General features: G+C 67.3%; 11 protein-coding genes. 7 read left to right on the top strand and 4 right to left on the bottom strand.

From position 1 onward, the window contains the following. Positions 1–16 precede the first annotated feature (16 nt). Positions 17–1,099: an HD domain-containing phosphohydrolase gene (locus NY78_RS04585; protein WP_047960028.1), complete on the bottom strand. Its 1,083-nt coding sequence runs from the start codon at positions 1,097–1,099 to the stop codon at positions 17–19. A 186-nt stretch (positions 1,100–1,285) separates the two neighbouring features. Here NY78_RS04585 and NY78_RS04580 point away from each other — a divergent pair, with 186 nt between their 5' ends. From NY78_RS04580 to NY78_RS04570, 3 genes are all read left to right on the top strand, one after another. Then, the gene (locus tag NY78_RS04580; RefSeq protein ID WP_043632233.1) at positions 1,286–3,937 is read left to right on the top strand and encodes an HAD-IC family P-type ATPase; all 2,652 of its coding nucleotides are present in this window, start codon (positions 1,286–1,288) and stop codon (positions 3,935–3,937) included. A 49-nt stretch (positions 3,938–3,986) separates the two neighbouring features. Next, positions 3,987–5,843: an autotransporter assembly complex protein TamA gene (locus NY78_RS04575; RefSeq protein WP_231583764.1), complete on the top strand. Its 1,857-nt coding sequence runs from the start codon at positions 3,987–3,989 to the stop codon at positions 5,841–5,843. A 70-nt stretch (positions 5,844–5,913) separates the two neighbouring features. Continuing rightward, the gene (locus tag NY78_RS04570; RefSeq protein ID WP_231583754.1) at positions 5,914–10,263 is read left to right on the top strand and encodes a translocation/assembly module TamB domain-containing protein; all 4,350 of its coding nucleotides are present in this window, start codon (positions 5,914–5,916) and stop codon (positions 10,261–10,263) included. 58 nt (positions 10,264–10,321) lie between these two features. On the opposite strand, the gene NY78_RS04565 is transcribed toward NY78_RS04570, so the two are convergent. After that, positions 10,322–11,659 carry an ATP-dependent 6-phosphofructokinase gene (locus tag NY78_RS04565; RefSeq protein ID WP_043632229.1) on the bottom strand — a complete coding sequence of 446 codons (1,338 nt, stop codon included), beginning with the start codon at positions 11,657–11,659 and terminating at the stop codon, positions 10,322–10,324. Positions 11,660–11,802: 143 nt separating this feature from the next. Beyond that, positions 11,803–12,165 carry a DUF2917 domain-containing protein gene (locus tag NY78_RS04560; protein ID WP_043632227.1) on the bottom strand — a complete coding sequence of 121 codons (363 nt, stop codon included), beginning with the start codon at positions 12,163–12,165 and terminating at the stop codon, positions 11,803–11,805. A 206-nt stretch (positions 12,166–12,371) separates the two neighbouring features. On the opposite strand from NY78_RS04560, the gene NY78_RS04555 reads away from it, so the two are divergent. The 4 genes from NY78_RS04555 (at position 12,372) to NY78_RS04540 (ending at position 16,859) form a co-directional block, all read left to right on the top strand. Further along, positions 12,372–13,838 (top strand): aminotransferase-like domain-containing protein, encoded by a 1,467-nt coding sequence (locus NY78_RS04555; RefSeq protein WP_043632368.1) that lies wholly within the window; start codon positions 12,372–12,374, stop codon positions 13,836–13,838. A gap of 145 nt (positions 13,839–13,983) precedes the next feature. Continuing rightward, positions 13,984–14,316, top strand: a complete 333-nt coding sequence (locus tag NY78_RS04550; RefSeq protein WP_043632224.1) for an STAS domain-containing protein — start codon at positions 13,984–13,986, stop codon at positions 14,314–14,316. Positions 14,317–14,325: 9 nt separating this feature from the next. Then, entirely contained in the window at positions 14,326–15,879 is a 1,554-nt protein-coding gene (locus NY78_RS04545; protein ID WP_043632221.1) for a SpoIIE family protein phosphatase, read from the top strand. An 83-nt stretch (positions 15,880–15,962) separates the two neighbouring features. Then, complete coding sequence (locus NY78_RS04540) at positions 15,963–16,859, top strand: SAM-dependent methyltransferase (protein ID WP_043632220.1); 897 nt, start codon at positions 15,963–15,965, stop codon at positions 16,857–16,859. On the opposite strand, the gene NY78_RS04535 is transcribed toward NY78_RS04540, so the two are convergent. Further along, positions 16,856–18,526, bottom strand: a complete 1,671-nt coding sequence (locus tag NY78_RS04535; protein ID WP_053062135.1) for a PAS domain-containing hybrid sensor histidine kinase/response regulator — start codon at positions 18,524–18,526, stop codon at positions 16,856–16,858. The two genes, NY78_RS04540 and NY78_RS04535, sit on opposite strands and share 4 nt — an antisense overlap. Positions 18,527–18,652 lie beyond the last annotated feature (126 nt).

Genomic DNA, 18,652 nt, shown 5'->3' with positions numbered 1-18,652 from the left:
AATCGGGCAGCTCTGCCTAGCCCTCGAGAAATTCCCGCTGGATTTCCTGAACCCGATCGAAATCGTTGAAAAAGACATCCAGAATGCGCGGTTCAAAATGGCTTCCCCGGCCGGCCCGCATGATTTCCAGAGACTTCTCATTGCTGAAAGGCTCCTTGTAGGGCCGCCGGCTGGTCAGGGCGTCGAACACGTCGGCCACGGCGCAGATGCGGCCGTACAGCGGAATATCCTCGCCGGAAAGCCCCTTGGGATAGCCCGATCCGTCCCATTTCTCATGGTGGGACAGGGCGATGATCTCGCCCACCCGCAACAGCTCGAAATTCGATTCGCCAAGAATGCGCGCCCCGTAGATGGTGTGGCGCTTCATGACCTCCCACTCCTCGGGAGTGAGCTTGGCGGGCTTGAGCAGAATGCTGTCGGGAATGCCGATTTTGCCGATGTCGTGCATGGGACTGGCTTGCAGGATAAGGTCCACCTCGGCCTCGGGCAGCCCCAGCCGGGCGGCCAGCAGGGCGCAGTAGCGGCTCATGCGCTGGATGTGGTCGGCGGTTTCCTCGTCCTTGAATTCCGCTGCGGCGGCGAGACGGTGAATGGTCTCCAGGTGGGCGGTCAGGATGACGCGCTGGGACTGCTGGACATTGTCCAGGGCCATTTTGAGCGCCGAGGTGCGCACCGCCACCATTTCTTCCAGCTCGGCCTGGTAGCGCTTCACCTCGTCCTGGGATTCCTTCATCTTGAGCAGCGATCCCATGCGCACACGAAGCTCGGTGAGATCAATGGGCTTGGAAATAAAATCGTTGGCCCCGGCTTCCACGGCCTTGAGCCGGTCCTGCTTGCTGGTCAGGGCCGTGACCATGATAATGGGCACGTCGGAAACGCCCTCCATGGACCGGATCTGCCGGGCTACGGTAAAGCCGTCGGTCTCGGGCATCATGACGTCGAGCAACACGAGGTCGATGCTCGAATCAAGCAGGGCCTTGGCCTCGGCAAAGGATTCAACCAGGATCGGTTCGTGACCGAGATTGCGCAACAGTCCGCCAATAACCCGCAAATTGATGCGCTCGTCGTCTATCGCCAAAATCCGTTTGGGCTTGTCCACACACACCAGCCTTATACCTTGTGTTTGCCCGAAGGCCTTCGGTCTTCTCTATTAGAGGATAGAAAACCACAGGGTCAAGTCGGGAAACCTCCCAACTGCTTGATTGCAGGTTGAACAGACCACCCGATCCTGGCAAGGGTGGACTGGCAACCATCCGCCGTCGGCCGTCAAACCCAAGGATCAACCATGCAGAGCACCACCGGCCCGGCCTGGCACGCCCGCGCCGAAGCCGAGGTCCTGGCCGCACTGGAAACGGACGCCGCAAGCGGCCTGTCCGCCAATGAGTCCGCCCGCCGTCTGGCGCGCCACGGCCCAAACGCCGTCAGCCCCGGCCGCCGGACCGGGGCGCTTGGGCGCTTTCTCCTGCAGTTTCACCAACCGCTCATTTATATCCTGCTGGCCGCCGCAGTTGTCGCCGCCCTGCTGGGCGAAGCGGTGGATGCTACCGTCATCGGCGGCGTGGTGCTGGTCAACGCCGTTGTCGGCTATCTCCAGGAGGCCAAGGCCGTGGCTGCCCTCTCGGCCCTGGCCCGGTCCATGGTCACCGAAGCGGCCGTCCTTCGCAACGGGATCTGGCAGGCCATTGCCGCCGAGGGACTGGTCCCCGGCGACATCGTGCGGCTGCGCCCGGGCGACAAGGTCCCGGCCGATCTGCGTCTTCTCTCGGTGCAAAGCCTGCGCCTGGACGAGTCGCCCCTGACCGGCGAATCCGTACCGGTAGACAAGGCCGTCGCCGCCCTGGCCGAGGAGACCATCCTGGCCGAACGCAGCAATCTGGCCTTTGCCTCCACCCTGGCCGTTTACGGCCAGGGCACGGGGGTGGTGGTCGCCACCGGCGACCATGCCGCCATCGGCCGCATCGCGGCCCTGACTGCCGCCGCCGACGCGCTGGCCACGCCGCTGACCCGGGCCATCGCCCGCTTTTCCCGGCTTGTTCTCTGCGGCATCCTGGTCCTGGCCGGCCTGACCTTTGTCGTGGGCGTGGTCCGGGGCCAGCCGACCACCGACATGTTCATGGCCGCCGTGGCCCTGGCCGTCGGGGCCATCCCCGAAGGCCTGCCGGCCGCCGTCACCGTCATCCTGGCCATCGGCGTTTCGCGCATGGCCGGACGCCGGGCCGTGGTGCGCCACCTGCCGGCGGTTGAGACCCTTGGCTCGACCACGGTGATCTGCACCGACAAGACCGGGACCCTGACCCAAAACCGCATGACGGTCAGTGAGCTGGTCCTGCCGGGCGGCGTCTGGACGGTCGGGCCGGACGGCTTTGCCCCGACAGCCGGAGACGCCGGGGCAGACCGTCGGGAACTCACCGACACGCTGACCGCCGCCGCCCTGTGCAACGACGCGGTCCTGGACGCCGACGGCAGCGGTTTTGCCGGCGATCCCACCGAGGCCGCCCTGCTCGTCGCCGCCAAACGGGCCGGACTCGACCTCGCCAGTCTGGCCCAGGCCCTCCCCCGGCTGGCTGACGAGCCCTTTGCTTCCGAACGCATGTACATGGCCACCCTGCATGCCCCGGGCCGGGAGGCCGCTTCGCACCTCTTTTTCAAGGGTTCCGTGGAGGCCACCCTGCCCCGCTGCCACGCTGCCGCAGGCGCGCCCCTGGATGCGGCCGCCATCCGCCGGACCGTGGAGGACATGGGCCGGCGCGGGCTTCGGGTCCTGGCCCTGGCCCGACGGAAGCTGCCCCCGGGCAGGACCGCCATTGCGGCCGCCGACCACGACAGCGGCCTGACCTTCCTTGGGCTTGTCGGCATGATCGACCCGGCCCGGCCCGAGGCCGTGGCCGCCGTGGCCGCCTGCCGCCGGGCCGGCGTCATGGTCAAGATGATTACCGGCGACCACGCCGCCACCGCCGCCGCCATCGGAGCCGACATCGGCCTGTCCGGCGACAACCCCATCGTGGCCATGACCGGACGCGACATCGACGCGGCTCCGCCTGAAAACTTGCCCCGGCTGGCCGAGGCTGCCCACGTCTTCGCCCGGGTCTCCCCGGAACAAAAGCTCCGTCTGGTCAAGGCGCTCCAGGGACTTGGCCACGTGTGCGCCATGACCGGCGACGGGGTCAACGACGCCCCGGCGCTCAAGCAGGCCGACATCGGGGTGGCCATGGGCCGGGGCGGCACCGAAGCGGCCAAGGAAGCCGCCGACATGGTGCTCACCGACGACAACTTCGCCACCATCGAGGCGGCGGTGGAGGAAGGACGCGGCGTTTTCGACAATCTCACCAAGTTCATCGTCTGGACCCTGCCGACCAACCTGGGCGAGGGGCTGGTCATCCTGGCGGCTGTGCTCTTTGGCCTGGACCTGCCCATTTCGCCGGTGCAGATTTTGTGGATCAACATGACCACGGCCGGCAGCCTCGGGCTCATGCTGGCCTTTGAACCGCGCGAACCGGGTGTGATGGATCGGCCGCCCCGCGCCCCTGGCCGGCCGATCCTCGACGCCGGACTGCTGCGCCGCGTGGTCCTTGTCGGCGGGGTGCTCTTGGCCGCCGCCTTTGGCCTGTACGCCTGGGAACTGGGCCACGAAGCCGGCGTGGCCGAGGCCCGGACCGTGGCGGTCAATGTCTTTGTGGCCATGGAGGCGCTCTATCTCTTAAACTGCCGCTCCCTGACGCGGCCGGCCCTGTCCCTGCGCCTGACCGGCAATCCCTGGGTGCTTTGGGGCATGCTCGGAGCCGTGGCCCTGCAAGGACTTTTCACCTATGCCCCGTTGATGCAGAAGCTGTTCGGTTCGGCCGCCATCGCGCCCATGGCCTGGGTACGGATTCTTGGCGTGGCCGTGGCCGGTTTTTTCCTGGTCGAAGCCCAAAAAACATTGGAGAACCGGGCTTAGGCCACCCTGGCGGTTGCTTGGCCGCCAGACCTCGTGATACAGGGTGATCGTGGCAGTTATTTCTCTTCGCATAGCGCACTGGGAGCGTTTTCTAAAAGCCGCCGGGGGCCTCGCGCTTCCGGTCGGGTTTGTCCTGGTTCTGGCCGTTTCGGCCCTGGCCGGCAGCCGGGTGGAGCCGGCCAAGGTTCCGGCCGGGCTGGCCTACGTGGTGCGCTACGAAGGCGACGTCGCCCCGGAAACCCTTGATCTGCTGCACCGCGTGTCCAAGGCCGAAACCCTGCGCGACACGCCGCCGGATTCGCCGCTGTTGCTCGAACGCCGGGCCGAAGAAGACAAGGCCGCTTTTGCCAAGGTCTTCCAGTCCCAGGGCCGGTTTGCCGCCACCATCGCCGCCAGCCTGGACACCGCCGCGACACCGGCCGCCCTCACCTACCGCATCGACGCCGGCCCGCAGTTCGACCTGCGCCGGGTGGTCCTGACCCCGACCAGCGGCAGCGACGCCCCGGCCCTGCCCGGCCCCGGACAGATCGGCCTGACCGTGCCAGAACCGTTTACGGCCAAGGCCATCCTCGAGGCCGAAGAAAAAATCACCGAACTGCTTCGCAACGACGCCCACCCCTTCGTCAAGGTGGAGAACCGGCAGGTCACGGCTGATTTCGCCAACCACGCCGTCAGCGTGGTCTGGACCGTGGACACGGGACCCCGCACGGCCTTTGGCCCGGTGGTCTTTTCCGGCCTGACCACGGTCAAGGAAAGCTATCTGGCCGGGCTTGTGCCCTGGCTGCGCGGCGAACCCTACGACGCCCGGACCGTGGAGCGCTATCGCCGCAAACTGACTGGCCTTGAGCTGTTTAACGCCGTGCAGGTGGAAACCGGTCCGGTGGACCCGGCCACGGGCCAAGCCCCCATCCAGGTGGCCCTGGTCGAACGCAAGCACCGCACGATCAAAGGCGGCGTGGACTACAAGACCGACGAAGGCCCCGGGGCCAACCTCGGCTGGGAAAACCGCAACCTCTTTGGCGGCGGCGAAAAGATGGCGGTTACGGCCAGCGCCTCGGGCATCGAACAATTCGGCGAGGCGTCCTTTGACAAGCCCGACGCCATCACGCCCAAGGATCTCTTCCGAGCCAAGGCCAGGATCGCAAACGAGGACAAGAAGGCGTACAAGGGCCAAAACGCCACGGCCACGGCCACGCTACGCCGCCAGTTCACCGATTCCCTGTCCGCCGGGGCCGGTCTTGGCTACCGGGCCTCGCGCATTGAAGAAGATCAGTCGCGCCCCTGGGAGGACGACGCCCGGTACGGCTTTGTGTTCGTGCCGGTGGAAGCCACCTACGACGGCCGCGACGACGTTCTTGACCCCCAGAAAGGCGTTCTGGCCAGCGCCTCGGTGGCCCCGTACTGGGGCACCCTGGCCGGCGGCGCGAATTTCATCCGGCCGGAACTCTCCCTGGCCCATTACTTAAAGCTCATGGACAAGCCCGGCGTGGTCCTGGCCACCCGCGTTTCCGGCGGGGCCAACGCCGGGGCCGAGCGCGACGACGTGTCCCCGGACCTGCGCTACTACGCCGGCGGCAGCGGTTCCATCCGGGGCTATTCCTACCAGAGCGTCGGTCCCACCCGCGGCAAAACGCCCATCGGCGGCGGCTCGGTGCTGACCTTTTCCACGGAACTGCGCCTGCGCGTCACGGAACTGGTCGGCATCGTCCCCTTCCTGGACGGCGGCACAGCCTTCACGAGCGCCCTGCCGCCCTACGACCAGCCCATCATGCTCGGCGCGGGCCTTGGCCTGCGGATATTTACCCCGGTCGGCCCGGTGCGCATCGACGTGGCCACCCCGCTGGCCCGGCGCAAGGACATCGACGACATTGCCCAATTCTACTGCAGCATCGGACAATCCTTCTAGGCCGTCCCCGGCTCCCGTCCCGCACCGGCCCTGGACCCGCTCCCTATTGCGGGGTCTGGCCGCAGCAGCCGTGATTCTGGCCGGCCTGTGGGCTTTTTTGCTGACCCCGGTCGGCCTGCGCACCGCCGCACGACTGGCCGAACGCGGCATCGCCGCCGGCAGCGGCTTTGAGGCCCGCATCGAGGACGTCTCCGGCGTCTTGCCCTTTTCCCTGCGGGTCGGGCGCTTTGCCCTGGCCGATGCCAAGGGTCCCTGGCTGGTCATCGGCGACGCGGCCGTGTCCTGGTCGCCGGCGGCCCTGTTGCGCGGGCGCATCGAGATCCGCGAAATCGCCGCCGATGTGGTGCGCCTGCTGCGCGCCCCCCAGGTTCCGGACACCCATTCCACCCCGACGCCGCTTACGTGGCCGCCGCGTTTCCCCTCCCTGCCGCCCATTCTGTTGGACCGCCTCGCCGTCAACCGGCTAATGCTGGACAAAGAACTGGCCGGACAGGCCGCCGTCCTGTCCATCAATGGCCGGCTGGCCGAATCCGGCCAGGGAGCCGTGGCTCTGGCCCTTGACGCCAAGCGCCTGGACGGCGACATGCCGCTGACGCTCAATGTGGGCGCGGCGCTCAATTACGCCGACTGGCGGCTGGCGGTGAAGGCCCACTTAAACGACGCGGCCGGGGGCCTCCTGTGCTGCGCCCTGGCCGGCCCGAATGCCCCGGCCCTGGATGCGGCCCTGACCGGCGACGGTCCGCTGGACGCTTGGAAAGGACGCTTAAGCGCCAAACTCGGGACCACGCCGCTTTTGGCCATGGACCTGGGGCTGGCCGTGCCCCTGGCCAAGGACGCCCTGGCCGCCTTTACCCTGGAGGCTCGTGCCGCGCCGCCGCCGGGCCTGCTCCCGGCCTTTTTCGAGGGCCTGCTTGGCCCGCGGCCCCATTGTTCCGTAGCCGCCCGGGTGGGCATCACCACCGACGCCCTGTTCCTGGACAAGCTCACGCTGGACGCCGCCGCCGGCTCCCTGGCCCTGGCCGCCCGCCTGGACCCGGTCGGCAACGCCCTGTCGGCCACGGCCAAGCTGGCTATAACCGACGCCTCCCGCCTGGACGGGACGCTCGGTGGAACGCTTGGAGCCGATATGACGGCCTCGGGCACGCTGTTGCAGCCAAACCTGGCGGCCAGCATCACCGCGCACAATTTCCACGCCGGTCCGGTCACCCTGGCTGACGCCGCTTTGACCGCCACGGCCCAGACACCCCGGCCCATGACCAACGATTTTCCCGGCGCAATCCTGGCCGTTTCCGGCACCTTGCGCGGTCTGGCCGGTCCTGACGGCACAACGCTTCTGGGCCAGTCCCTGGAGCTTGCCGCCAACGGCAGCCTGGCCCCGGACGGCGCGTTGGCCATCGAGAACGCCGCCCTGACCGGAGCCGGCGGTTCGGCCACCCTGGGCGGCGGACGGATCAGCGGCGAAACCCTGGCCGGGCATGTGGCCGTGGCCCTTGGCGACGTGGCCGGAGCCGCCTCCCTGGGCGGCCTGCGCCTCGGCGGCAGCGCCACCGTGGCCGCCGACATCGCTTCCGATCCAAACGGCCACGGCACGGCCAAGGCGGTCGTGTCCCTGGCCCGGCTGGCCGCCCCGGACCCGGCCGATACCGCCGCCGCTGCCCTGGCCGCCCTGCTCGGCCCGGCCCCGGGGCTGTCTGTCGACGGCGCATTTTCCCCGGACGGCGCAACCCTGTCCGAACTCTCCCTGACCGGCAAAGGAGTCAGCCTCGCCGGCACAGGCCGCTTTGTGGCCGCAACCGGGCACCTCGAAGCCAAAACCAGCCTCAAGGCGGCCGACCTTTCCCTGCTGGCTCCGGCCCTGGGGCAACCCTGCTCCGGGTCCCTGGAGGCGGGCGTCACCCTGTCCGGACCGCTCGTCTCGCCCCATCTGGCCCTCTCGGCCAAGGCCGACCGCCTGCACCTGGGCGAACTGGCCCTGACCGACGCGGCCTGTGACCTGACCATGGCCGACGCCGCCACCCGTCCGGCCGGCAAACTCACCTTCACGGCCCGTCGCGAGGGCGAAGCGGCCCGGTTGGAAACCACTTATGTCCTGGCCGGGACGCGCCTGACCGTGGCCGACCTGCGGCTGACCGCTCCGGAGGCGGCCTTTGCCGGCGAAGCCGACATCGACACCGCAACCGGGCGCGTGGCCGGCAAATTATCGGGCAATGCCGCCAATCTGGCCGGACTTGGCCGCTTTGTCGGCCTGCCGCTTGGCGGCAGCCTGAAGATTTCGGCCTCGGCCGCCAAAGGGGCGACCCAGTCCCTGACCCTTGACCTGACCGGAACCGGCCTGCGCCTGCCCGGCCTGACCGCCGGCACCCTGACCGCCACGGCCAATCTCGACGACCTGGCCGGCCGGCCCCGGGGCAAGGCCAGCCTCGCCGGCAAGACCATCGAAGCCTCGGGCCTCTCCCTGGCCAGCCTTTCCGCCACAGCCTCGGGCGACGGGCGGACCCTGGCCCTGGCCGCCGACGCCAAGGGACGCCTAAACGGCCAGATGGGCCTGGACGCCTCGGTGCGCGGCAATCTGGCCCCGGCTGAGGCCGGCCGCCAGCGTCTGACCCTGCAAACCCTGTCCGGCAGCCTGGAAGGCCATCCCTTTGCCCTAAACGCCCCGACAACCCTGAATTTCGGCAGCGGCGTGGCCCGAGTGGACACGCTGGCCCTGACCTTTGACAAGGCCCGGGTGACTGCCGCCGGCGGCTACGGCCCGACTGAAGCCTCGGGCAAGGTCAGTGTGGAGCACTTTCCCCTGCCCCTGCTCACCCTCTTCGGTCTGGCCGGCATCGACGGCACGGCGGATGTCAGCGCCACCCTGTCCGGCAGCCCGGCCAAACCACAGGTGACGGCCCAGGCCACACTCTCGGGCCTGCGGCTGGCGGCGGAACAGGGAAAGGGCCTGCCAAGCGTCGGCCTCTGGGCCAAGGCCGCCTGTACCGCCACCCGCCTGGACATCACGGCCGGCCTGACCGGCAAGGGCGGCAAGGGCGGCAAAAGCGGGGGTGACGCCATCACGGTCCAGGCCGGAGTGCCGGTGCGCCTGTCCCTGGCCCCGGCCGCCTTCGATCTGCCGCCAAACGGCGCGCTGTCCGGCCGGATGACAGCCGATTCCGACCTGTCCGATCTGGCCGCCGTGCTGGCCCGCTTCAATACCCGCCTCACCGGCCGCCTGACCGCCGATCTGGCCCTTGGCGGCTCGGTGGCCGCCCCGACCGCGACCGGCGCTCTGGCCCTGGCCGCCAATCGGGTGGAAAACGCCGACGCCGGGTTGGTCCTCACCAACGTGACCCTTCAGGCCGAAGCCGCCGGCGGCGTCCTGACCATAGCCAAGGCCTCGGGCGAGGACGGGCGGGGCGGCCGTTTCACCCTGGCCGGCCATTGCGGCTTTGCCAATCCGGCCAAAGACCCGGTGGACCTGAAGCTCACCCTGGCCCGGCTGCGCGTGGTCGGCCTCGATCTGGCCACGGCCGTGGCCGACGGCTCCGTGGCCGTGTCCGGCACCCTTGACCACATGCGGGCCGCCGGGACCATCGCCATCGGCCCGGCCGACATCAACCTGCCGACCTCGCTGCCCCCGGATGTGGCCGTCATCCCGGTCACCTACATCAATGACCCGGCCGCCCCCAAAAAACCGGCCAAGGTCGCCCCACCGGCTGCGGCCCGCCATATCGACCTCGACCTCAAGGTCGTCCTGGGGCAGGCCGTCTATGTCCGGGGCATGGGCCTGGAATCGCGCTGGACCGGCCAGCTGGCCATCACCGGGACCGCCGCCGAACCGGTGGTGATCGGCAAATACAGCGTGGCCAAGGGCAGCCTGGATCTGCTGGGCAGCACGCTGGAAATCACCAAGGGCGAGCTGGCCTTCACCGGCGCGTCCCCGCCCACCCCGGCCTTTGATATCCGGGCGGAAACCACCAAAAACAACATCACCGCCGGCATCGCCATCACCGGCGACGCCGGGGCTCCGAGCATCACCCTGACCTCCACCCCGCCCCTGCCCCGGGACGAAATTCTCTCGCGCCTGCTCTTTGGCCAAAGCGCCGGCTCCCTCTCGCCCCTCCAGGCCGCCCAGCTGGCCCAGGCCGCCGCCTCCCTCTATGCCGGCGGCACGCCGACCAGCATCCTGGCCCGCACCCGGCGCATCATCGGCCTGGACCAGCTGACCATTGTCCCGGGCAAGGCCGGCATGGCCGGCTCCGTGCTCAAGGCCGGCAAAGAGATCTTCAAGGGGGTCACGGTCGGGGTCGAGCAGGGCATGGGGGCGCAAAGCGGGGCCGTGTCCGTGGAGGTGCAGGTCACGCCCAACATCACCGTGGACAGCCGGGTGGGGACCGACAACAAGCAGGGCGTCGGCGTCAACTGGAAGTGGGACTATTAAAAAAAGCGGCAGAGGCTGGCCACCCCTGCCGCTTTGAGCGGACAATCGCCGTCCCGGCCTACACCGGACAAAACACCACCGGGTCGTCGGTAAAGGGCGTCACCTCGTGCTGGCCGGTGGATTCGAGCACGGAACGCCAGTAATCCGAAGAGATATTGAGTTTTTTGCGCTTGAGCGTGACCAGATCGAGCGGCAGGTGGACGTAGCGGTCAAAGAGCCGGGACACCACCATGCCGGTCTTGCCGGCCATGGCGGCATGGACCGCATTCTGGCCCAGAAAGCCGCAGTAGACCCGGTCGTTGGCATTGGCCGGCACGGACCGGATGATGTAGCTCGGGTCGATAAATTTGAGCGTGATCGGCATCTGCCGGTCCCGGAAATAGGCCTCGATCTCCCCGCACAGATATTGGGCGATGTCGCCGAGCACAGGATTGCCCGAGGCGTCGCGCGCGCCGGTATCGGGCAGCAGATTTTGTCCTGCCCCCTCGGCCACCACGATGACCGCGTGCTTGCGGGCCTTAAGCCGTTCTTCCAGGGACGGGAGCAGCCCCTGCTCCCCGGTCAGGGTAAAGGAACATTCCGGCACCAGGACGTAGTTGACCTCTTTGAGGGCCAAGGTGGCCTGGGCGGCAATAAATCCGGATTCCCGGCCCATGACCTTGACCACGCCGACGCCGTTGAGCGCGCCTATGGCCTCGGTATGGGCGCAGCGGATGGCCTCGGTGGCCTTTTCCACGGCCGTGTCGAAGCCAAAGGACTTGGTGACCAGATTGACGTCGTTATCAATGGTCTTGGGCACGCCGATGACGCTTATTTTCGACCGACGCCGGGCGATTTCCTCCTGGATGCGCCGGGCGGCCTTCATGGTGCCGTCGCCGCCGATGACAAAGAGGATGCCGACGTTCAGGCGTTCCAGCGAATCGACAATATCTTCGGGCTTTTGCGGTCCCCGGCTCGAACCGAGCATGGTGCCGCCGAACTGGTGGATGTCGGAAACGCTTTGGGGGGTCAGATCCATCGGGGCATGGCCATACGACTCGATAAAGCCTTGCAGGCCGAACCGGATGCCGAGCACCCCGGCCACATGGTAGTTGTGGTGGCACTCCATGACGATGGCCCGGATGACGTCGTTTAAGCCCGGGCACAGCCCGCCGCAGGTGACAATGGCCACCTTGACCTTGGAGGAATCGAAATAGATGCGTCCGCGCGGGCCGGCCAGTTCGAAATCGGCCAGGCACGGGCCGCGTCCGGAACCGAAATCACTGGCGTCGAGTTCCAGGCGCACCCGGGCCGCGTCGTCGTCGAACCGGCAGTAGGGCAGCGGCGAGGGAATCTTGGCCGGCCCGAGCACGGTGATGGCGGTATCGGCGTCAGAGACAGGGCAGCGGTCTTCCATGGCGTCCTCCTTGACCCGGTCAAGGCCTACCAGCTTGCGCCCCCGGCAGCAACACGGGCCGGCGACAAACCGACGAAATCGCGGCCTCGTCCCGCCCTGCGCCGTTGCCGCCGCCCCCCCTGCGGCAATGACCAGGCATACCGCTAGTCCCAGCGCACCTTGACTTCCGAGGACTCGCCGCGCCCGGAAATGATCACCTTGCCGGCCTGACCCAGGGTCAGGCTCTCGCCCGGAGTCAACACCGTGTCGCGCCCGTCGCCCGAGGCCGTCACCCAGACCACGCCCTTGGCGCAGGTCACCCGGCAGTAGCGCACGCCGGTCAGCGCCAGATACTTGCCCTGGCCCAGCCGGAAATAGAGGCTTTTTCCCGGCGAAAACAGTTTGGACCCGGCCTCGGCCAGCACCCGAAGCATCCGGTTGTCCCGCCACCGTGACAGCCATTCGTCGATGATCCCCACCCGCGCGGCGTCAAGCGCCCTGTCTTCCCGCACACGATCTGCAAACATGGCCTGCTCCTTTCCCTTGCCCGGCGGCGACGGCCTCCGGCGCGCTTCCCTTGGACCACATTCTCTGTTACCATTACAGATACAGATTTCAAAAAAAACGTGCATAACAGCCTTGGCCCGACAAGACGTCAAACCAACGCCCCATGAGGCCAGAGGCGGCCCGGCAGACATCCGGGCGACGACGGAGCATGACCCAGGAGAGCATCATGACGCTGCCGGAAACCGCTGCCGGAGTTTTTCGCTATGTCACCGTGGAGAAACATATTCTCGGACTCGTCGAGTCCGGGGAACTGAAAGCCGGGGAGCGCATCCCGTCGCTGCGGGCCCTGGGGAACCGGCTTGGAGTGAGCGTCTCCACGGTCAACCAGGCGTATCTGGAGCTGGAGCGGCGCGGCATTGTGGAAGCCAGGCCCAAATCGGGATTTTTCGTCCGCCAGATGCCGGCCCGGCGGGCGGCGCCGCGGGGCGCGACCCGGCCAGCCCAAGCGCCGGCCACCGTGGCCCGGGGGGCGCTTATCCGGGAGGTGCTCGACGGCATGGCCCGACGCGACATCGTGCCCCTGGGCGTGGCCCGTACCGACGAGGCGTTGTTGCCCACCAAGCAGTTGGGGCGTCTGCTGGCCAAGGTGGCGGCCGGCGACGACCGGGTGACGTCGTACGAAGCCGTGTGCGGCAATATGGAGCTGCGCCGTCAGATCGCCTGGCGACTGGCCGAGGCCGGCATCACGGCCAGCGCCGAGGACGTCATGATCACCGGCGGGGCCATGGAGGCGCTCTATCTGGCCCTGCGCTCGGTGACCCGACCCGGGGACAACGTGGCCATCCCGGCCCCGACCTATTATTGCTTCCTGCAACTGCTGGAAAATCTCGGTCTGCGGGCCGTGGAGCTGCCCTCCTACCCGGACGGCGGAGTGCGCCCGGCGGATCTGCGCTCCGCCCTGGACCGCTTCGATCTGCGGGCCGTGATCCTGACGCCCAATTTCAACAATCCCGACGGCTCGCTTATTCCCGACGAAGCCAAGGCCGAGATGGCCGCGCTGTTGGCCGAACGCGGCGTGCCGGTCATCGAGGACGACGTGTACGGCGACCTGCACTTCTCCGAGCGGCGGCCGCGCTGCCTGCGCTCCTTTGACGCCAGCGGCAACGTGCTGCATTGCTCGTCGTTTTCCAAGACCCTGGCCCCGGGCTTTCGCCTGGGCTACATGCTGCCCGGCCGCTACGCCGCCCGGGCCTTTGAAATAAAAGCCACCACCAACGTCTGTTGCGCCACCCCCACCCAGATCGCGGCGGCCATGTATCTGGCCCAGGGCAGCTTCGACCGCCATCTGCGAAAGCTCCGTGCCGTGATCGAGCGCCAGGCCCGCATGGCCGAGGAGCGCGTTCTGCGCCATTTCCCCGAAGGCACGCGGGTCACCCATCCAAGCGGCGGCACGGTGATCTGGGTACAGATGCCCGACAATGTGGACTCCATCGCCCTTTTTTACGAGGCCAAGAAGTTCGACATCGGCGTGGCCCCGGGCAACATCTTTTCCGGCTGCGACCAGTTCAAGCATTTCCTGCGCTTAAGCTACGGCAACGCCTGGACCCCGGCGGTGGAACAGGCGCTGGCGACGCTGGGACGGCTGGCCCAGGACTTGTCCGGCCGGGTTGCGCCCCTGGCACAGACTTCTTGACGGAGGATTGGAATTCTCCGTATCAATTCAGTGGGAATACCGGGAAGCCGGCAAAATCCCCCCGCGAAGCATTGGTTTTTTCCCGCAAGGCTGGTAGCCTGTTCCTGAACAGATTTCGGGCCGCATGGTCCTGAGGAGCTGGCCGATGCAGTTCACAGTAAGCGAAACGGATCAAGCCATGGTCGTGAGCCTGTCGGGCGAAATCATCATGGACGCCGTCAGCGAGAACAAGGCCGAGGTCGAACGACTGGCCCTGGAAACCGCAGCGGCCGGCGTCGTTGTCGATCTGTCCGGCGTGAGCTTCATGGACAGTTCGGGCGTGGGCTTTCTGATCGGCCTGCGCCGGCTGTGCCAGGAGCGGGGCAAGACCATGGCCGTGGCCAACCCTGCCCCGCCCATCAAAAAACTCCTCGATATGCTGCGGCTTTCCGAATATTTCGCCGTATCTTCCGCGCCAGGCCAAACGGCCCCGGTCTAGCGGTCCCCCATGCGTATCAGCATCGTTGACGATTCCGAAACCTTCAGGGCCTACCTATCGGGACTGCTGACCGGTTGCGGCGAGACCTGCCTCCATGCTTCGGGCGAAGACTGCCTGGCGGCCCTGGCCGCCGGGGAAGCCCCGGACCTCATCCTCATGGACCTGATCATGCCCGGCATGGGCGGTCTGGCCGCCACCCGGCGCCTCAAGGCCGATGCGGCCATGGCCGACGTGCCGGTCATCGTCATCACCGTGGCCGAGGACGACGCCTCGCTGGCCGAGGCCTTTGCCGCCGGGGCCATGGACTACATCAAAAAACCGCCGTGCCGCCCCGAGTTGCTGGCCCGGGTGGATTCCGCCCTGCGCCTCAAGCGCGCCATTGACGAACGCAAGGCCCGGGAACGGGATCTCAAAGCCGAGAAAGCCTACATTGCCGCCATCCTGGAATATTCCCATGACGGCATTGCCGTGGCCGGTCCGGGCGGCCGCTTCACCTTTGTCTCGCCGGGCATGGAACGCATCTTCGGCCTGCCGGCCGACACCTACACCACGGCCGACCGCTGGTTGGACATCGTGTTTCCCAACGAGGCCGCCCGGGCCGATCTGGCCGACATCTTCAGCTCGCGCCCGGCCCCGGGCCATGTCTGGCGGCGGCTGTATCCCTTTGCCGACAAGAACGGCCAGGGCAGGGTCTGCCAGATCCATTTTTCCACCATGCCAAGCGGCGATCTCATCCTCAATATCCAGGACATGACCCTTTTTGAGAAGCAAAAGGAAGATCTGGTCAAAAAGCACACCCGGCACCAAAAAGACCTGGACGCGGCCGCCGAGATCCAGCAGAGCCTGTTGCCCCGGCGCTTCACCATGTCCGACTCGCTGCGGTTTGCCTGGGAGTTCCTGCCCTGCGACAACATCGGCGGCGACATCTTCAACGTCTTTCCGCTGGGTCCAAACCACGTCGGCCTCTACATGCTCGACGTGTCCGGGCACGGCGTGGCTTCGTCGCTGGTGGCCCATTCGGTCTACAACTTCATGCACTACCAGCGCTCGACGCTCATCGACCGCTCGGAAGGCCACATCGACGTGGTGCCGCCGGAAGTGGTGCTGGAGCGGCTCAACGACGAATTCCCCTTCACCAAATTCCAGAAATTTTTCACAATTTTCTTCATGACCATTGATCTGCGCTCCGGCTACGCCCGCTATGGCAATGCCGGGCATCCCGCGCCCCTGCTCATTACGGCCGAGGGAGGCATCACCCCGCTCCCCATGCGCGGCACCATCATCGGCCTGTCCGGCCTTGGTCCCGTGCCGCCCGGGGAACTGACCCTGGCCCCGGGCGACAAGATCCTGTCGCTCAGCGACGGGCTGGCCGACAGCCGCTCCGCTGCCGGCGACTATTTTGGCGAAGAGCGCATCGATGCGGTGGTGGCCCGGTATGCCGCCAAACCGGTTGGCGAACTGCTCGCCGCGCTGCGCCAGTCGGCCTGGGAGTTTTGCCAGGCGGCCCCGCCCCGCGACGATGTGAGCATGCTCGGGGTGGAATTCGTGCGGCCAAAAGGGTAGGGCCTCTCCTTACCGGCGGGCCGTCCGCCGGCAAGCGGCCCGCGCCGCCCGACCTGCCACCTGCAACCCTGGCGCAACCACCCATGCCCTTTACCGTTTATCAGGCCCCGCCCGGGCTTTTGTCCGAACTGACCGGCGAACTCGGCAGCGCCGTCACCGCCGTGCGCGATCCGCTGGTCGTGGCCGACGGCGCGCCCATCGACTGCGCCTTTGCCGCCAATGTCTGGCTCACGCCGGACTTCATCCCCGTTGAATCCATCGGCGACGCCGCCCGAAAGCTGACCGCCATCCAGCGCAATTGGTCGCTTGTGCCGTCGGGCCACTTCCGCCGGGCTGCTCTCATCGCCGAAAAGCTGCCCCGGGTGTCGGCCAAACCGCTCGTCTACGGCCGGGGGCTGCCGACGGCCCCGCTTGGGGCCTTTACCCTGTGGGAAGACAATGTGCTGCTGGCCTCGGCGCAGACCAGCCAGCCCGTGCCGGAGGGCGTCTACCGCTTCGAGGAAGACAGGACCGGCCCGCCGAGCCGGGCCTATCTCAAGCTGTGGGAGCTCTTTACGCGTCTTGGCGTCCATCCCGGGCCGGGGGAGCTGTGCCTGGACATGGGCGGCAGTCCCGGGGGCTGGTCGTTTGTCCTGGCCGCGCTTTCGGCCAGGGTCTTTTGCATCGACAAAGCGCCGCTGGCCGAAAACGTGGACCGAAATCCGCTGGTGTCCTGGTGTCCGGGCAGCGCCTTTGGCCTCGACCCCCGCCATGCCGGGGCCGTGGACTGGCTTTTTTCCGATGTGATCTGCTATCCCGAGCGGCTTTTCGAGTGGCTAAGCCGCTGGCTGGAACTGGGCGAATGCCGCCGCTACGTGCTGACGGTCAAATTGCAGGGCGAGACGGATTTTTCGCTATTAAACCGGTTTCGGGCCGTGCCGGGCAGCCGACTGTTGCACTTAAGCCACAACAAGCACGAGCTGACCTTCGTGCGGCTTTAATTCTCCGCGCCAGGACGATTTTCGGCCACCTTGGCCAGCACCTGCACCAGTTCCGACGTCTCCACCGGCTTGGCCAGAAAATGGTCCAGGCCGGCGGCGGCAATGGCCCGGCGATCCGTAGCCTGGGCCCGGGCGGTCAGGGCCACGATGGGTATCCGACCGGTCCTGCCCGGCAAGGCCCGGATGTGGCGGGTGGTGGCCAGACCGTCCATGCCGGCCATGCAGATGTCCATGAAGACGACATCGAAGACTTCCCGGGCCAGCAATTCCAAGGCCTCGACGCCGCTGCCGGCACAGACCGGGTTGTGGCCGAGGAAGGCGAGCAGCCGCACGGCCGTCACGCCGCACACCGGCTCGTCCTCGACCACCAGGACGCGCAGGCCGTCCCTGTCCGCCCTCTGGGCGGGCGCGGCCAGACTCCCGGACCCGGGCAGCGGGATGTCCACGGTGACGCTGGTGCCGACGCCGGGCTGGCTTTCCAGGCGCACCGAACCGCCCATGAGGGCCGTGAGCCGGTCGACAATGGCCAACCCCAGGCCCGTGCCCTGGTAGCGACGGGTCAGCGAACCGTCCACTTGGGTAAACGGCTCAAAAATGCGTTCGCGCTGCTTGGCCGGGATGCCAATGCCCGTGTCGGACACCACCAGGCGCAGGAGTGGTCCGGCCTGAACATCGTCCAGGCGATCGGCCCGGACATGCACGGACCCGGCGGTAGTGAACTTGACGGCGTTGGAGACAAGGTTGGCCGCCACCTGCCGCAACCTGGCCGCATCGCCGCAGGCCGGTTCCGCCAACCCGGGGTCGGCGGCCAGGGTCAACTCCAGCCCGGCGGCCTTGGCTTGGCGCGCATAGGCGTCCACCACGCCGCGCAAGACAGCCAGCGGGGAAAAGGACGTGCGGCACAGGATCAGACTGCCGTCTGCGACATTGGAAAAATCGAGAATGGTGTTCATGACGCCAAGGAGGTCCCGGCCGCAGGTCAAGGCCGTGGCCACGAATTCGCCCTGTTCCCGGTCAAGCGGCGTGCCCTGCAAGAGCTGCAGCATGCCAAGGACGCCATTTAAGGGCGTGCGGATTTCATGACTCACATTGGCCAGGAAGGCTTCCCGGGTCTGGTTGGCGGCCTCGGCCGCCTCCTTGGCGGCCTCCAAAGCGGCAATCAGGTCATACATATCGCCGGTATCTTCAAAGAGGGCCATGAGCCGGCCCGAATCGACTCCACTTAGCCGGGCCACCTGCACAACGGCCGACACCCATTCCCCGTCGGCCCGCTTCAGCCGCCAGCCCACCGGCAGGCCGCTCCCGCTGTCCTCGCTGCCCTTGCCCCAGGATTCGGGGAAAAGCCCTGTTCCCGGCAGGAGCGGCGCGGCCAGATCGTCCAAGAGCATGTCGCGCTCCTGGCCCGGCGCCAAGCCCAAGACCGTGCGGGCCGCAGGATTGGTTTCCAGAATGCGGCCGGCAACGTCGAAAATCAGCATGGCCGTGGAACCGTGGTCGGCCAGAAGGCCCAGACGGCGACGGCAGGCCTCCAGTTCGCGCTCAAGCTCCGCAACGACTGTATCCGATCCTGGAGCAACGTGGCTGGGAGCCTGGCCGGCTGGCGCAGGACGGCCGGTCAGATCTGGGTCAATTAGGTCGGCAGATAGCGTCGTGTCAGGCTCGGGCATGCGATGTCCTTTCGCGCGGCGCGGCGTGGCCCCATTGCGCCATCCCCGGTGGTATGTGTCCTGACGTTGTACTATACTGAGAAGCCGTTATGAGGCAAGGCCAGGCACTGGCGTCGGCAAAAACAC

Source organism: Desulfovibrio sp. TomC, from assembly GCF_000801335.2.
Classification (GTDB): Bacteria; Desulfobacterota; Desulfovibrionia; order Desulfovibrionales; family Desulfovibrionaceae; genus Solidesulfovibrio.
Note: the sequence above shows the minus strand (reverse complement) of the source record. Positions and strands in the feature narration are given on the sequence as shown.

Coding starts and splice junctions, on each gene's coding strand:
- NY78_RS04580 (WP_043632233.1), top strand. CDS start 1,286: ATGCAGAGCACCACCGGCCCGGCCTGGCACGCCCGCGCCGAAGCCGAG.
- NY78_RS04565 (WP_043632229.1), bottom strand. CDS start 11,659: ATGGAAGACCGCTGCCCTGTCTCTGACGCCGATACCGCCATCACCGTG.
- NY78_RS04560 (WP_043632227.1), bottom strand. CDS start 12,165: ATGTTTGCAGATCGTGTGCGGGAAGACAGGGCGCTTGACGCCGCGCGG.
- NY78_RS04555 (WP_043632368.1), top strand. CDS start 12,372: ATGACGCTGCCGGAAACCGCTGCCGGAGTTTTTCGCTATGTCACCGTG.
- NY78_RS04550 (WP_043632224.1), top strand. CDS start 13,984: ATGCAGTTCACAGTAAGCGAAACGGATCAAGCCATGGTCGTGAGCCTG.
- NY78_RS04545 (WP_043632221.1), top strand. CDS start 14,326: ATGCGTATCAGCATCGTTGACGATTCCGAAACCTTCAGGGCCTACCTA.
- NY78_RS04540 (WP_043632220.1), top strand. CDS start 15,963: ATGCCCTTTACCGTTTATCAGGCCCCGCCCGGGCTTTTGTCCGAACTG.
- NY78_RS04535 (WP_053062135.1), bottom strand. CDS start 18,526: ATGCCCGAGCCTGACACGACGCTATCTGCCGACCTAATTGACCCAGAT.